This is a genomic window from Staphylococcus sp. FSL K6-0223 (assembly GCF_038008285.1).
This window is the reverse complement of the sequence record NZ_JBBOYX010000001.1, coordinates 709,553-724,889: the sequence shown is the minus strand read 5'-3', so window position 1 is coordinate 724,889 and position 15,337 is coordinate 709,553. Positions and strand designations below refer to the sequence as shown.

Annotated in this window: 14 protein-coding genes; 2 read left to right on the top strand and 12 right to left on the bottom strand. The window is 30.3% G+C overall.

The features are described from left to right. Positions 1-15: 15 nt before the first annotated feature. Positions 16-534, bottom strand: a complete 519-nt coding sequence (locus MHI13_RS03490) for a metal-dependent hydrolase (protein ID WP_017175369.1) — start codon at positions 532-534, stop codon at positions 16-18. A gap of 176 nt (positions 535-710) precedes the next feature. On the opposite strand from MHI13_RS03490, the gene MHI13_RS03485 reads away from it, so the two are divergent. Next, positions 711-1,025, top strand: a complete 315-nt coding sequence (locus tag MHI13_RS03485) for a heme oxygenase (RefSeq protein ID WP_048680627.1) — start codon at positions 711-713, stop codon at positions 1,023-1,025. A 57-nt stretch (positions 1,026-1,082) separates the two neighbouring features. Here the strand turns inward: MHI13_RS03485 and MHI13_RS03480 are convergent, their stop codons facing one another. From MHI13_RS03480 to MHI13_RS03455, 6 genes are all read right to left on the bottom strand, one after another. Then, complete coding sequence (locus MHI13_RS03480) at positions 1,083-2,399, bottom strand: YjiH family protein (RefSeq protein WP_080983430.1); 1,317 nt, start codon at positions 2,397-2,399, stop codon at positions 1,083-1,085. 286 nt (positions 2,400-2,685) lie between these two features. Continuing rightward, complete coding sequence (locus tag MHI13_RS03475) at positions 2,686-3,651, bottom strand: FecCD family ABC transporter permease (RefSeq protein WP_017175371.1); 966 nt, start codon at positions 3,649-3,651, stop codon at positions 2,686-2,688. Then, on the bottom strand, positions 3,648-4,679 hold the full coding sequence (locus MHI13_RS03470; protein ID WP_017175372.1) for a FecCD family ABC transporter permease: 1,032 nt from the start codon (positions 4,677-4,679) through the stop codon (positions 3,648-3,650). Before MHI13_RS03470 ends, MHI13_RS03475 begins: the two co-directional genes overlap by 4 nt. A 12-nt stretch (positions 4,680-4,691) precedes the next feature. After that, the gene (locus MHI13_RS03465) at positions 4,692-5,690 is read right to left on the bottom strand and encodes an ABC transporter substrate-binding protein (protein ID WP_017175373.1); all 999 of its coding nucleotides are present in this window, start codon (positions 5,688-5,690) and stop codon (positions 4,692-4,694) included. Positions 5,691-5,887: 197 nt separating this feature from the next. Continuing rightward, positions 5,888-6,949 (bottom strand): alanine racemase, encoded by a 1,062-nt coding sequence (locus tag MHI13_RS03460; RefSeq protein WP_048682211.1) that lies wholly within the window; start codon positions 6,947-6,949, stop codon positions 5,888-5,890. Continuing rightward, the gene (locus MHI13_RS03455) at positions 6,950-8,707 is read right to left on the bottom strand and encodes an IucA/IucC family protein (RefSeq protein WP_070547841.1); all 1,758 of its coding nucleotides are present in this window, start codon (positions 8,705-8,707) and stop codon (positions 6,950-6,952) included. Positions 8,708-8,920: 213 nt separating this feature from the next. Here MHI13_RS03455 and MHI13_RS03450 point away from each other — a divergent pair, with 213 nt between their 5' ends. Further along, positions 8,921-10,864, top strand: coding sequence for an IucA/IucC family protein (locus MHI13_RS03450; protein ID WP_145423086.1), 1,944 nt, complete (start codon positions 8,921-8,923; stop codon positions 10,862-10,864). Positions 10,865-10,974: 110 nt separating this feature from the next. Here the strand turns inward: MHI13_RS03450 and MHI13_RS03445 are convergent, their stop codons facing one another. The 5 genes from MHI13_RS03445 to MHI13_RS03425 all read right to left on the bottom strand — a co-directional run bounded on the left by MHI13_RS03445 (position 10,975) and on the right by MHI13_RS03425 (position 15,308). After that, on the bottom strand, positions 10,975-11,523 hold the full coding sequence (locus MHI13_RS03445) for an Asp23/Gls24 family envelope stress response protein (protein WP_002448598.1): 549 nt from the start codon (positions 11,521-11,523) through the stop codon (positions 10,975-10,977). Between the two features lie 78 nt (positions 11,524-11,601). Next, positions 11,602-11,838: a DUF2273 domain-containing protein gene (locus tag MHI13_RS03440; protein ID WP_002448488.1), complete on the bottom strand. Its 237-nt coding sequence runs from the start codon at positions 11,836-11,838 to the stop codon at positions 11,602-11,604. A gap of 12 nt (positions 11,839-11,850) precedes the next feature. Then, the gene (gene amaP / locus MHI13_RS03435) at positions 11,851-12,387 is read right to left on the bottom strand and encodes an alkaline shock response membrane anchor protein AmaP (RefSeq protein ID WP_002448415.1); all 537 of its coding nucleotides are present in this window, start codon (positions 12,385-12,387) and stop codon (positions 11,851-11,853) included. Positions 12,388-12,568: 181 nt separating this feature from the next. Further along, positions 12,569-14,131 carry a BCCT family transporter gene (locus MHI13_RS03430; protein WP_017175377.1) on the bottom strand — a complete coding sequence of 521 codons (1,563 nt, stop codon included), beginning with the start codon at positions 14,129-14,131 and terminating at the stop codon, positions 12,569-12,571. Between the two features lie 163 nt (positions 14,132-14,294). After that, positions 14,295-15,308: a zinc-binding alcohol dehydrogenase family protein gene (locus MHI13_RS03425; protein ID WP_017175378.1), complete on the bottom strand. Its 1,014-nt coding sequence runs from the start codon at positions 15,306-15,308 to the stop codon at positions 14,295-14,297. Positions 15,309-15,337 lie beyond the last annotated feature (29 nt).

The window sequence follows — 15,337 nt, the reverse complement described above, 5'->3', positions numbered from 1 at the left end:
TCATATTCATTGATATCATCCGGACAATGAATGGCTCACATATTTCAAAATTTCATTTATAAACTCTTGAAATATTATGTATATTGCTCCAATACTAAATGCTGTTGATAAGGATGCATCTAAAAAACCACCAGTTTTGAAAGTAAAAGGAAACTTAATCGCTAAAGGTATTGGATAAAGTAACTTTACCCCTCTAGGTGTCAACATATCTAGTATAACATGAGAAGCCATTGCACCGATAATAGTAACTAAATAATAAGTCGGAGTTTGAATTAAAATAAGTAAAAAACCTATCATACCTAAGAATAACAATGAATGCGTAAATGTTCGATGCCCAAAGATAGTACTAACGAGCAAACTAAGAATTTTAAATTGTCTTCCAATCTTACTTCTTGTATGACAAATATCTGGAAGTAAACTTCCTGCTATTGCTAAACAAATTACTGTTACAGTAGAAAATAGATCTGTATGATAATGGTCAACTGTTATTGCTCCTACAAGCAAACCAGCAGCTACATGCGTTTTTCCTGTCATTTATCTTCTCCTTTATTAAAGATATATTAACATAAATAGTCTTAAAATACGAACATATTTTCGGTATATAGATACCTTTCTTTAAACGTTTATTTTTCTTATTTATTACATGTGTTTTATTTGATATATCTTTGAATTTGTATATTATTAAAATAAATAAGCAAGGAGGTCTGACTATGTTTGTTGTTACAAATCGTATTACTGTAAAAAAAGGATTTGCTGAAAAAATGGCACCACGTTTCACTAAAGGTGGTAAGATTGAACAACTAGACGGTTTCAGAAAAATTGAAGTTTGGCAAATTGACAATACTAATGATACTGAAGATATGTATGTTAATACATGGTGGGACAATGAAGAAAACTTCAAAGCTTGGACCCAAAGTGATGCGTTTAAAGAAGCACATAAAAATACTGGAAAATCTTCAACAGAAGATTCACCAGTAGTAACAAGTGAAATTGTAAAAGCAAACGTACTATCAACTTTAGAATAGAAAAAGAAGCAGGAAGGAATTGGAATTGCATTCATCAATCCTTACCCTGCTTCTTTTTTATAGTAATAAATGTGCCATTAAAGCAATAATTGGTAATGTGATTGCAGTTCTAATTAAAAATATCATAAATAACTTTCCGAGACTGACTGGAATTTTAGAACCTAAAATCACACCGCCCACTTCAGATAGATAAATTAATTGAGATATACTTAAAGCACCAATCACAAATCGTGTCAATTCACTGTGCACCGTCGCTATTAAGATAGAAGGTAAAAACATATCTGCAAAACCAATAAGTAAAGTTTCGGATGCTTTTGCAGCTTCAGGAATTTGAAGTAATTGTAATATAGGAATAAATGGCTTTCCTATGATTTCAAATACTGGTGTATAATTTGCTATTATCGTAGCAATAGTCCCTATACTCATAACTACTGGTAAAATAACAAACCACATATCAATCACCGTTTTAATTCCCGTTTTAAAAAATTCTTTAACTCCTGGTGCTTTTAGCCCTACAATTGTAGCTTCATCAAAACCGTGAGCTAATGCAGTTTTTCCTTCTGGAAGTTTTTCAAGTCGTGTACTTTCAGATACTTCTTTCGTAAAATCATCCGGAATTTGATTTAGTGGCCATATTCTTGGCATGATCATCGCTGCAACTAAGCAAGAAACAATTACTGTTAAATAAAATACAAAAAACTTTTGTTGTAATCCAATAGTTTGAGCAATAACAATAGCAAATGTGATCGATACAACACTAAAAGTTGTAGAAATTACTATTGATTCTCTTTTTGAATAAATACCTTTTTCATATTGACGACTTGTAATAAGCACGCCTACTGTTCCATCTCCTATAAATGAGGCTAAATTATCAACTGCTGATCGTCCTGGTAAAGTAAATAATGGTCTCATGATTGGTCTAAACAATGGTCCTAAAAATTCTAATAAACCGTATTCCATTAATAAAGGTAAAAATAAGGCAGCAAAAAGGAATACTGCTACTAATGTAGGTAATAAGTCATTAAATACTAATCCGCCCGTATCTTCTGAATAGATCACTTTACTTCCAATTTTAAAATAAGTCATCCAAGCAAATACAACTGCAAGTACTCTTAATATCATCCACACTGGGCCTACTTGAAATGCATTCGCGATAAGACCACCTGGTTTTACTTTATCCTTTAAAATTGTTGAAAATAAAATAGTCAAAATAGTCGATAACGTAATGATTGTAATAATGAGAATTGACATTGCAGGTCCTAATAAATCTTTTAACCAATTTGCCAAAAATGCCACTGGTAATGTTGTTTGTTTCTCCCCATCTTGTACATTTGGAATAGGTATTAAAAATAAAATAATACCAATGATTGACATCGATATAAATTTTATTCTTCCTTTTATTTTTTCCTGTTTGTTATAATTCTCCAATATTCACCCTTCTCTCTATTTGTATAGGTAATTGTATTTATTCATTTATTTTGTATTTTCATCGAAATTAACGTCTATTAATTATATAAATATAACTTTATATGTATTTTTATAAACAATATGTACTTTACTATATCTTATTTTCAAATAACTTGCAATATACAAAAGTTTAAAATTCCACAAAAAATGTGAGATAGCATTCACTGTGAATACGATCTCACTCTTTTAACATTTAAATTCTTCTAAGTAACAATAAAAAGTATGGAACACCAACAATGGCAATAACTACGCCTACTGGTATATCAAGTGGCGGATGAATACCTCTTGCTAATCCATCACTAAATAAAATGAGGATTGCTCCAATTAAACCAGACATCATTACGACGTGAACATGACGATATCCGACGATTTTTCGAGCTATGTGTGGCGCAATCAATCCAAGAAAACTGATTCCTCCAACTATTGAAATAGATGATCCTGCTAACATCACTGATAAAATCAACAGTATCATTTTAATACGTTTTATTCGTGTACCTAATGCTATCGCTATTGAATCTCCTAGGTTTAAGATATCGAGTTGATGACTTAAAGCAATGACGATTGGAATCGTAATAATAAACCAAGGTAAAATTGAATATACATTTTCTATCGTATGACCATAAAGACTACCTGTTAACCATATAAGCGCATTATTTGCATCCATGGGATTTCGTATTAGTAAAAATTGTACAATTGCTGTACATATAGCACCAATTGCTAAGCCAATTAATGCCAAGGTAGATCCTTTAATATTAAATTGAGATATTAAAAAAGATAAAATTAAACTGATTATTAATGCACCAACAAATGAACCCATAGGTAAAATGATTAAAGGAGCATTGGGAAAAACCATAATAATTATAATCGCTGCTAAACTTGCACCTTTAGTCATTCCAATAACATCTGGAGAAGCGAGAGGATTTTTTACTACCCCTTGTATGATTGTTCCTGAAATAGCTAAACTACTTCCTACTATTAATCCTAAAAGTGTTCTAGGTATACGATATTCATTTAGAATAAAATCATCTTGTATCAATAAACTATTTATTACTTTAACGGGATTATACATTGTTGCGCCGACGCATAAGCTAATAAATATACTTATGATTAATATCGTAACGACAAGTGCATAACGAATAGCTAATGAGTGGTGTGTCATATTCGTTTCACTCTCCTTAAAGTAATAAATAAGAAATAAAATGCTCCTATAAATGAAGTAACAATTCCAACTGGTGATTCATAGGGATATGTAATTAAACGACTCAATGTATCAGATAATAACAATAAATTTGCGCCAACTATAAATGTTAACGGAATTAAAATGAAGTAATTATGCGGTGCATAACGTTTTACTATATGTGGCACGATTAATCCTATAAATCCAATAGGTCCTACAATAGAGACAGATGTCCCAGCAAATATAATAACAAGTAATCCGATAATGATTCTTATCACTTCAGTTTTTTGACCTAAACTTTTGGCTAGTGTATCACCTAATTCCATTATTGTAAGTTGTCTTGCAAATGCAATTAGTATGATAAGTCCCATAAGAATCCAAGGACAAATTATCATTACATCTTTCCATTTCATTCCATTTAAAGAGCCAACTAACCAAAACATAACAGTAGAATTAGAATCTTCATTAAGTAAAATAATACCTTGTGTAAGACTACTAAAAAACAAATGTACTGCCATTCCTGCTAAAGCTAATTTCACTGGTGTTATTTTTTTCGTAGAACCAGATAATAAATACACAGTTAACCCACCAATAAATGCCCCAATAAACGCTAAATAGGTTGCATAGTTTCCCATCGTAGGCATTAATACTGTCACTAATACGATAATAAATGAAGCACCCGCATTTACCCCAAATATTTGCGGAGATGCTAATGGATTTCTAGTTATAGATTGCATGAGTAAACCAGCCAGAGCTAAGGCACCTCCCACAAGTATGGCAACAATCATCCTTGGCATTCTAACACTTTGAATGATAAACGTCTGCTTGTTTTCAATTGAAGTAAAAAAGTAATGATACATATCTTTAGTTTGAATATTTAAAGTTCCAGTGGCTAAATTAAGATAAACAAAAATAACAAGAAGGCAAACACTCACTGAAAAGGTGAGTGTCATACGCTTCTTGATTGATCTTTTATTAGCAGAAAGACGATTACTTTTTTGTATAGTCATTGTCAATCCATCCTATTTATTTCTATCTTTTTTTGAGATTTCTACGATTTCTTTAGCCATTTCTTCTGAAGAGATTAAACCACGTGCGCGGGCCCATGTATCACGATCAACCACATCTATTTTATGATTTTTAACTGCATCAAGTTTGTTCCAAATAGGATCTTTTTTCAATTCTTGATAAGAAGGTTCATTAGAACTTGCACCATTTGTCATAATAAACATGCGTTCTGGATTGATTTCAGATAATGTTTCTGAATTGAGTTGTAAATAAGGTCCTTGTAAATATTTACTTAATCCTTTCGTCACATCTTTATTTAATGCTTCTTTAAAACCTAATTCACCTAATAACTGTCCCACATAAGATTCACTTGGATGCGCTAGTAACCCAGACTTAGAAGCTACAGCTGGAAGTACTTTTTCATTTTTATCAAATTGAATCTCTTGTTTATATTGAGCTATTTTTTTCTTATGTTCGTCTAAACGTTTTTTACCCTGTTTCTCTTTATTAAGAGATTTAGCTATAACTTTAAACGCTCCGATATTTTCATTATAGTCGCCGTCGAAGCTTTTTAATTCTATTGTTGGAGCAATTTTACTTAATTCCTTATAAATTCCTTTATGTCGATTACTGTCAGCAATAATTAAATCAGGTTTTAATTTACTTATTTCTTCTAAATTTGGTTGTTTACGCGTACCAACAGATGTATAATTTCCAATTTTATCTCTTAACGGTTTAATTATTCTATTCTTTTTATTATCGTCTGCTATTCCTACAGGCTTAACATCCAAAGCTACTAATGCATCAACAAATGAAAATTCTAAAGCTACTACTCTCTTAGCATCTTTAGGTACTTTAGTTGTTCCTAAATCATGTTTAATCTCAATAATATCTTTAGATGACGAAATTTGATTAGATGAATTTGAACCATTGTTACTTACCTTTCCACATGCAGTTGTTAATACTAAAATCAGTAATATTGAAATAATTCCAAAAATTGTTGTTCTTTTCATGATGACACTCCTTAATATGTATTGAGGTATATCTTCATTTTATTGATAACGATTATCATTGTCAATAAAATATAAAAATAAAGATTGGCACAGAATTTATTTTGAATTCGTTGGCCCATCACGAAAACGTTGACTGCCAACGCCAACGCATAAAGAAATCTGAGACACTATTGATGTCTCAGATTCTATATAATGCGTTATTTGTTGTTGATATATTTTGATTGATTCAAATTGTTAATACGTTGAGAAATAGTATGTTCTTCACTATAATATTTTTCCATTCTCTGATGATACATTAGTTGTGATAGCGCTTCGTATTCTAATGAAAATGGTATGCAATCTCCTACTTTATAGTTAATTTCTTCTTTTAAATCTATCATTAAATGATCACTTGAAGCACCCATAATTTCTATTCGATGATTGAGTGGTTTTATTTTTTCAATCACAGTATCAATATATCCCACATCTACAATAGCTTGTAAGTAACTTTCTTTTGTCTTCGTATACCTAGGTTTAATTTCAATAATTTCCGCTTCAAGTAATATTGCATTTTGAAATAACTCAGGTATATTTTGATTAGTAGTTGTATCCACACCACGAAATAATGTTTCTCCTATTCTCAACTCATTAATACATCCTAAATCATATTGTTTTAATAATGGAAGCATACTTGAGTTACCTCCAGAAATAACTTCAAATGATACTCCTGTTTCGTATTGTACATGATGAACAAATTGATTTATTTCGTCAATATCATTTAATGTTGGAGCTTTAGACTTAAAACACATGAAATTAAATGCAAGACCTAAAAGTTTTATATTATTCATTAGTTTTATTTCATGAATATATTCAACTATATCATAAGGTAATACACCTTCACGTTGATCTTTCCAATCGACCATCAATATAACTTGATGTTGATGACTCATTTCATTTGCAATATGATTTAACTGATGTATTGTTGCCATTTCTGTTTGAATACTTACGTAACTCTTTTTAATCAAATCTTCATACTGATGCTTTAAAGGAGATCTCAAAAGTAAAAATTGACAATCTTTTGTAAATTGCTGAGGAATATTTTCTAGTCGAGATTCTGCAAAGTAGTTAAATCCTACTTTCATTAATCGTTTAATGATATGTTCATCTCCAGCAATACTTTTTATCACAGGTATCATGGCTATATTTTTGCTGTCAAACAACATTTTTAATACATGTGCATTATATTCAATCTTTGATAAATTGATTACAATACGAGACACTTAATTCACCTCTCTTTTTATTGGATTATCTAAACTAATATTCAGATATTTTTTCACTTTCTTTTTCATTCTCATTTTCAACAATGCTTTTACTGTAATTGTAGGTCCAAATAAAACTTTTCTTAATGTATCTGCATGAGGCTTAGTATCATTAATTGCTACTTCTATTTCTTCTTGAATTATATTAAAAAGTTCTTCTTCTTTTATAAATTCATACTTTTTAAAATGAAAAATTAATTCTGCTAGTTGATTTTGAACGACTGCGTGTTGAAATTTCATAATGACTTCTTCAATTGAGTCTGCAAGTAAACTTTTATTTTCCACTTCTATATGCTTTAATCTTTGACTTAGGGTTTTAATATCTATTCGAGAGCCACCGAGATCTCGCACTATAAATTGTATTTGATACTTTGGTCCTAAATGCACTAGTGTATTTTGCATATGTGCTTCTAAAGCTATACCATAATCTTGTATTAAAGCTAATAAAGGTGTTACCAGCTGACGAGTATAATTTCGCATAAACTGATGAATGGTATGTTGATTGATATCATCATTAATCCATTTAAGGTAACTATCTACTGTGATTTCATTATCTACTACATTTTTATTTACTAATGCACCTGTAACTAATAAAATACCATCGTTCTTTATAAAAGGCTTTTCACGAATAATACAAGCAAGTTGTCTAGCATCGTCACTATCTGTTTTAGCAAATAAACCATAGGGCTCAAGTACAACATCTAATTGTGTATACTGATTTAATTCACGATGTAATGCTTGACTTAATTTGGGTCCATCAATTGTTGTTTCTGGAGATACTGTCCTAACTGCACTAGTAGCTTGAACATTGACTGGTAATTTCACATGATAAGGATGATTGATTAGCGACATTGTTCTAAAAGAAGATGTTGCTTTAGATGGAACATGAAATGGAGTAGATATCAAAATGTGATTTTGTAGCCACTCCTTAAATTTATTACGAATAGTATGTTCATATTGCCATGGGTGAACTAAAATGACTTTATAGTCTTTAAGCAAACGTTCTCTATCATTCATGAATGTATGTAATTCATCAAGATATTCAGGAATAACCTCATTTAAAATGAACTGAGAATGATCAAGAATGGTTGTAACATTTACATACTCATTATGTATTAGCATCACTTTCAAATTAATAATCTTTTCAAATTCTGGCGAATAGGTTCTCACTTCTTCCATTGATAAAGGTAATTTTGTTTTAGTAAGTGGATGTGTAGGATGACCTTCAAATATTAAGCTTTCAGAATATAGTACGTCATCTATATCATTATTTTTTTTCAACTTTTCTAGCCAAGTAAAAAAATTTAATCGTTCTGAGTCATTTATATATTTATCATGTCTTTGAAGATACTCATGACGTGTATCAAATTCTTTATATACTTCAATGAAACTATCTCTGCTATGAATAAGTTCACTTTTTAAATGGAATGGGATATCAATATGAAAGTCTGTTACTAGTATGTCTAATAGGTTTTCTAGACTATCCACTGATTCTTTATGTTGATGATTCATATATATTATCGGCCCATCAAATTCATATCGAGATAATGCACTTTCGTATTTATAATGAACGTTTAGAAGCACTTGTTCAAACTCAATCGTTATATAATAATTTTCTTTAAAAATGGTAGTTGAATGAGTCCATATATTTTCCTTTATTAGAGCATTTACTACTCTATATTGCATATTTCGATCTGCATGCTTCCACTCGTTTAACATTTTTAAATCCTCCGCCTTATCATTCGTTTTCATAATTAAGTTTAACTAGTTTAATAATTATAAATTTAATTAAGGTTACTAGCAATGACATGAACTTAGAATTTATTAAAATATTGTGTCTTAAATTTAAACTATCTTTTAAAAAGGTTTAATTTTAGAGTTAGATATTATACAAACTATTTATAATTTTGTAGAATGTGGATGAGGTGTTATATGAATAAAAATACAACCATTAATAATCATAACTTACAACTTACTAATGAAGAATATGATGTTTATACATATTTAAATGAATTTTATCCTGATTTAATCGATCATTTTAAACAATATATTTTAATAGGTAGAGATAAAATTTCTCAACGTCTTATTACATCTTTATATCGTGAAAACTTAATACACGCTAAAGATAATAGTCAGATTATTAGACCTAACAAATTAACCGTATCTATGTTTTCTAAAGATAAAGACGTATTATGTATTCATTTTCCAAAATCAAATATCGATATTTACAGTCAAATAAAAGGGAGATATGCCTTCGACCGGATAGATGTGGAAGGCCCCTTTTATATCTTAAAACATCATAATCATGAATATGAAAGAATCCAACATCCAAATGATATTCTAGATTTAATTTTAGCTGAAGAGCCAAAACTTGATAACGCTGCTAGTGAACAATTTAGAGAAGATTTAAATAATAGTGCTGCTAATATGATTCTGGCACTAAGTTATCAAGCTAAACATATGCATTCAAACTACGAATCCTTATGGGAATTAATTGCAAAAAGTGACGATAGTTATTTACGTTCGGAACAATCAGTTATAGAAGGTCATCCTCTTCATCCAGGCGCAAAGCTTCGTAAAGGGATGAGTGCTAAAGAGAATATTCATTATAGTTCAGAATACGGTCAAGAAATCCAGTTAAAATGTGTATTCATACATAATAGTATAGCAAATGTTCAATCCTTATCTTCAACCTATAATGATATGCTTCAACAATCTTTTCATAAATTATTTACTCACCTTTTAAATAAATATAATGATATAAGAATTGAAGATTATCATTTAATGGTTGTCCATCCTTGGCAATTCGAACATATTTTACTTAGTCAATATCAACAAGAACTAGATGAACAACTTATTATTCCTATTGATATGACCTTACCTTATTATGCTGGCTTATCATTCAGAACATTAATGCCAAAATATCCTAAACTATTCCCGCATATTAAACTTTCTACAAATGTTCATATTACTGGGGAAATACGTACGCTTTCTGAACAAACAACGCATAATGGACCTTTAGTTACTAAAATTGTGAATGATATTTTAAAAAACGACACTGATTTTCAACCTTATCGCATAGAAACCTTAGATGAAATTGCTGGCATTCATTTTTATAATTCTAAAGATCATTCAACAATCCAAACTGAACGTAGTGAACAACTGGGAACATTATTTAGAGAAAATATTTATACATTAATCGAAGAAGATACAATACCTGTCATACCGTCTAGTCTTGTTGCTTATTATCCAAACAATACTGAACCGCCGATTGAAAGCTTAATAAAACGATATCAACATACACATCAATTTAAGACATTTGAAAAAGCGGCTTATGCATGGATTCAAGATTATGCGACTCAATTATTAGGACTAGTTATTCCACTATATGTAAAATATGGAATCGCACTAGAGGCACATTTACAAAATTCTATTGCTACATTTAATCAAGATGGTAGTTTAAGTAAAATCTATATTCGAGATTTCGAAGGATTACGTATTGATGAAACTCAATTAAACAAAATGGGGTATAAAACATCACATTTCCATAAGAAATCTAGAATTCTTACTCAATCTACTACCTCTGTTTTTAATAAAGTATTCTATTCAACTGTTCAAAATCATCTAGCTGAATTAATATTAACAATTACTGAAAAAGTAGAAAATATAAATTTTGAAAAAATAACGTGGCATCATATCAGTCATACTATTCAAGATATATTAGCTAAGTTGACTGATGTTGATACAGAACGTATGCAAAAGATTACTCATACTTTATTTGCTGCAACAATTGATTATAAATGTGTAACCACTATGCGTTTAGAAGATGAAGCACATCATTACACTTATATTAAAGTTAATAATCCACTACATTAAAATTAAGAAGCAGAATAACATTCAATTTGAATGTTATTCCGTCTCTTGTTAAAAAATGATATTAACTATAAAAAGACCTTGGAACATTCCAAGGTCTTTTTTCAATAAGATTATTGTAAATCTGATCTTTCGAAATTATTGTTGTTGTTATTATTGTTATTGTTGTTGTTATTTTTTTGGTTTTTTTGTGCCCATTCTTTTTTAGTCATTACGTCGTCAACTTGCATGTTAACTTCAACAACATCTAAACCAGTAATGTATTTAACTTGTTCTTTAACTAAGTCAGTTACTTTACGGAAGATTTTTGGAGCTGATTCACCATATTCTAAGATGACTTTTAAGTCTACAGCCGCTTGTTTTTCACCAACTTCAACAGAAACACCTTGTGTTACGTTGTTACCGCTTGAGAATGCACTAGAAATACTGTCAGTGAATCCGCCTTTCATATCTAAGATACCTCTTACTTCACGAGCAGCGATACCAGCAATTTTTTCGATAACTTCATCAGAGAACGTTAATTTATTTTCAAAATGTTGTTGATTATTTTGACGTTCTTCTCTGTATTGTTGTGCTTGTTCTTGACGTTCTTCTCTTTCTTTTTCATTTACTCCAGTTTGGTTATTATACGCTTGTTTAGCTTTGTTATTATCTACAGCCATGTGAATTCTCCTTTTTAAATAAAATTTAATTTTTAATACTTAATTTTTTAATTTATATGAATTCTTAAATAATGAATGTTAACTCCATCGATTTAAGAAGTTCATGAAATCTTGTGTACGGTCTTTCATATACCCAACGCCAATTCCGATTAAACATAAAACAATAATTAAAATTGTTTTCCAGAACCCTAAAGTCAGGAATAAGATTGCAATAATTAAGAATGCAAAGAAACCTATAATTCGCCATTTATACGACTTTAGGAAGTCGATAATTTGTTGAGTAGAATCTTGACTATTTTGATTATTATCAGCCATGTTATCCCTCCCTTATAGTACGCGTTGTCCGGCAGATTTTTGATCTCTAACATTAATTTCTAATTTTCTAACAGGCATTTCAGTAAAATGCTCAACATTATGTTTAATGTCAGATCTAATGCTTTCAGTTAATGATTTTACTTGCACATCATTAGGTACTAAGAAATCAGCTTTAATATCAATGTAAGAATTGTTTTTCTTATTGTAAAGTTTAGTAACCACGTTTGGTTGTCTGATTTCATCGTATTTAGTTAATGTATCGTATGCAGACTTTTCGACTGCTTTACGTGATACATAAATATGTCCATCATTATAATCTTTATAAAGACCTGGTTTTCTATATGTTGGTTTAAAGATGCTAAATACCAATATAATACCAATTAATACGAGTAAAGCAGATAAACCAATTAATAGTGGTTGGAACCAATTGAATTGTAAGAAATAGTCTTGATAACGCTTAATACGACTATCATCTATGTACATAAACAATAAGAAACCAACAATCGCAACTATTAATAGGCCAAGGATAAAGTTTTTAAATCTATGCACCTCTAAACACACCTCCTTAGTCATTGTTGAAATTATTTAATTATAAAATTTAAGTACCCTTTAAAAATTTTTTAAAACGTTAACATTAAAATTTTTTATTTAATTTTTTTAAATTTATTAAAGTTTACCTTCTAGATTAAATATTCCCAAATTTAACACAATAAAAACCTGTTTTTCATAATTATTTTCGTTTTTTTATATTATTCGTTTTTTTGTATTTTAAATTATCTTTTTTCATTAAAACATCTTTCTTTGATACCCGCGGATGATCTGAACTCAACGTTTTAAATAAAGACCATATCATAAGAATAATAACTACGGAAAATGGGAGTGCTGCAATAATTAATAAGTTCTGAATTGCTTGTGTTCCTCCGGTGTAAATCATTATCATCGCAAATAAGGCCATAATAATACCCCAACTTACTTTAACGAAAGAGTTAGGATTAATATCTCCTTTACTACTTAACATTCCAAGTACATAAGTAGCCGAATCTGCAGAAGTTACAAAGAAAATCATAACAACGATTAAAGTAACAATACTTAATACAAATCCCAATGGAAAATGCTCTAAAGTGGCAAATGTTGCAGTTTCTGCTGCTTCTTTAGCAATATTAGCAATTCCACTATGCTGAAGATACACTGCTGCTCCTCCGAACACTGCAAAGAAAAAGAAAGATACAAGAGCTGGAGCAAATAACACTCCTAAAATAAATTCTTTAATTGTTCTACCACGTGATACACGTGCAATGAATATTCCTACAAATGGTGCCCAAGACACCCACCATGCCCAGTAAAATATAGTCCAATTTTGTACCCATTGAAATTTTGCGCCACCATCCATTGGAATACGCAAACTCATACTAAAGAAATTAAAAATATAATTTCCTAATCCGTTAGTAAATGTATTTAAAATATATAAAGTAGGTCCTACTAGAAATAATCCTATTAATACAATAAAAGCTAAAATCATATTAATATTACTTAAAGTTTTTATTCCCTTATCAATTCCGGACCATGCAGACCAACTAAATAAAATAGTTGCAATAATAATAATGATGACTTGTGTGCCGAAATGACTCGGTACTTTAAACAAGTAGTGAAGACCTTCATTAATTTGTAAAGCACCAAAACCTAAGGTAGCTGCTACACCTGTAACCGTTGCAATAACAGCTAAAACATCTATAGCACTTCCGATTGGTCCTCTCATTCTTTTTTCTCCAAAAATTGGAACAAGCGTTGCGCTTACTAAACCTGGATACCCTTTATGAAAATTAAAATAAGCAAAAACTAATGCAACAATGCTATACACTGCCCACGCATGAATTCCCCAATGGAAGAAAGCAAACTGGAACGCATCATTAATTGCTGCTTGTGTACCAATTTTATGTATAGGCGTTGCTTTATAGGCATGACTAACTGGCTCAGCTGTAGTCCAAAACACTAATCCTATTCCCATTCCTGCACTGAACAACATAGCAAACCAAGAAAGTAATGAAAATTCTGGCTCTTCTCCTTCCACACCTAACGTAATGGATGCATATCTTGAAAATAATAAGTATACGCAAATAAAAAATATAATTAAAACTAGTAAAAGATAATACCAAGAAAAATTAACTGCAATAAACGATGTAATATTTTGCGTGATTGCTTCTAATTGCTTAGGTAATATCGCTCCATACACTACAAATAATGTACAGATAGCTAATGCAATCCAAAATACAATGCTTATAGATTTTTTTCGCATTATATTATTCTCCTTTCTGATAGTTAGAAATTCTATACCCTATTCATGTTATATCTAACGATATATTGGAATTTTTATAATTAATCAAATTGATATATTATAAAATAATAAAAACGCCTCTTAATGTCTTATTTATAGACACTAAGAGGTGTTAAATCATTCTCTATTCTTCTACATTTATAACAAGTTTTCCTATCATGGAATTGGATTCTAATATTTGATGTGCTTCATATAAATGTTCTGCTGTTAAGCCATTGATGACTTTTGTCGTTGTATTTTGATACGTACCATTCTCAATTTTTTTAGCAATATCCTCTAAATAATAATGATGTTTAATCATGTCTTCTGTTTGAAAAATAGGTCTTGTAAACATAAATTCATGTGTAAAGGAAACACTTTTTGTTTTTAATAAATTTAAATCTTGTGATCCTTTAAAAGCTACAATCGTAGCAACATGTCCTCTTGGTTTCACTATATCTATCATTGTTTCATAATACATGTCTGTATCAAACGTGCAAAATACGAAATCTACCGCTTCAATGTGCTGTTGTTCTAATTGAGATTTTAAATCTTCTTTATGATTGAGTACGATATCTGCACCCATCTTTTTTGACCAATCGATTGTTTCTTGACGTGACGCAGTTGTAATGACTTTTAGACCATATGCCTTAGCAATTTGAGTCGTAATGCTTCCAACACCACCTGCGCCATTGATAATAAGTAATGTTTTCCCTTTATTTTGATTTGGATTCTCTGAAATTTTAAACACATCAAATAAAGTTTCTGACGCTGTAATACCAGTTAACGGAAGACTAGCAGCTTGTTCTGCCGAAAGATTTTTAGGTGCTTTTGCGACTAATCGTTCATCAATAAGTTGATATTCCTGATTTGAACCATGTTGATTAGGCGCACCAGAATAAAATACAATATCGCCTTCCTTAAACATTGTAACCTCTATTCCAGTTTTTTGAACCGTCCCTACTGCATCAAAACCTAAAATTCTCGGAGAATTTTTAACTTCAGTAAGGCGTTGTTTTGTATCAACCGGATTTACACTTATACTTTGTATTTTAACAAGCAACTCTCTAGAAGATGGCTGGGGCATATCTAATTCAAATGGTTCAAATACATTTCCTTCTTCTAATTTAAATGGTTGTTTAAATCCTATAGCTTTCATAAGTATATACCTACCTTTTACTGAATTTT

Bases quoted from the DNA above. Each gene is read 5' to 3' on its own strand.
- MHI13_RS03490 (WP_017175369.1), bottom strand. From the start codon at position 534: ATGACAGGAAAAACGCATGTAGCTGCTGGTTTGCTTGTAGGAGCAATA.
- MHI13_RS03480 (WP_080983430.1), bottom strand. From the start codon at position 2,399: ATGTCAATCATTGGTATTATTTTATTTTTAATACCTATTCCAAATGTA.
- MHI13_RS03425 (WP_017175378.1), bottom strand. From the start codon at position 15,308: ATGAAAGCTATAGGATTTAAACAACCATTTAAATTAGAAGAAGGAAAT.
- MHI13_RS03475 (WP_017175371.1), bottom strand. From the start codon at position 3,651: ATGACACACCACTCATTAGCTATTCGTTATGCACTTGTCGTTACGATA.
- MHI13_RS03445 (WP_002448598.1), bottom strand. From the start codon at position 11,523: ATGGCTGTAGATAATAACAAAGCTAAACAAGCGTATAATAACCAAACT.
- MHI13_RS03485 (WP_048680627.1), top strand. From the start codon at position 711: ATGTTTGTTGTTACAAATCGTATTACTGTAAAAAAAGGATTTGCTGAA.
- MHI13_RS03470 (WP_017175372.1), bottom strand. From the start codon at position 4,679: ATGACTATACAAAAAAGTAATCGTCTTTCTGCTAATAAAAGATCAATC.
- MHI13_RS03430 (WP_017175377.1), bottom strand. From the start codon at position 14,131: ATGCGAAAAAAATCTATAAGCATTGTATTTTGGATTGCATTAGCTATC.
- MHI13_RS03465 (WP_017175373.1), bottom strand. From the start codon at position 5,690: ATGAAAAGAACAACAATTTTTGGAATTATTTCAATATTACTGATTTTA.
- MHI13_RS03440 (WP_002448488.1), bottom strand. From the start codon at position 11,838: ATGGCTGATAATAATCAAAATAGTCAAGATTCTACTCAACAAATTATC.
- MHI13_RS03450 (WP_145423086.1), top strand. From the start codon at position 8,921: ATGAATAAAAATACAACCATTAATAATCATAACTTACAACTTACTAAT.
- MHI13_RS03455 (WP_070547841.1), bottom strand. From the start codon at position 8,707: ATGTTAAACGAGTGGAAGCATGCAGATCGAAATATGCAATATAGAGTA.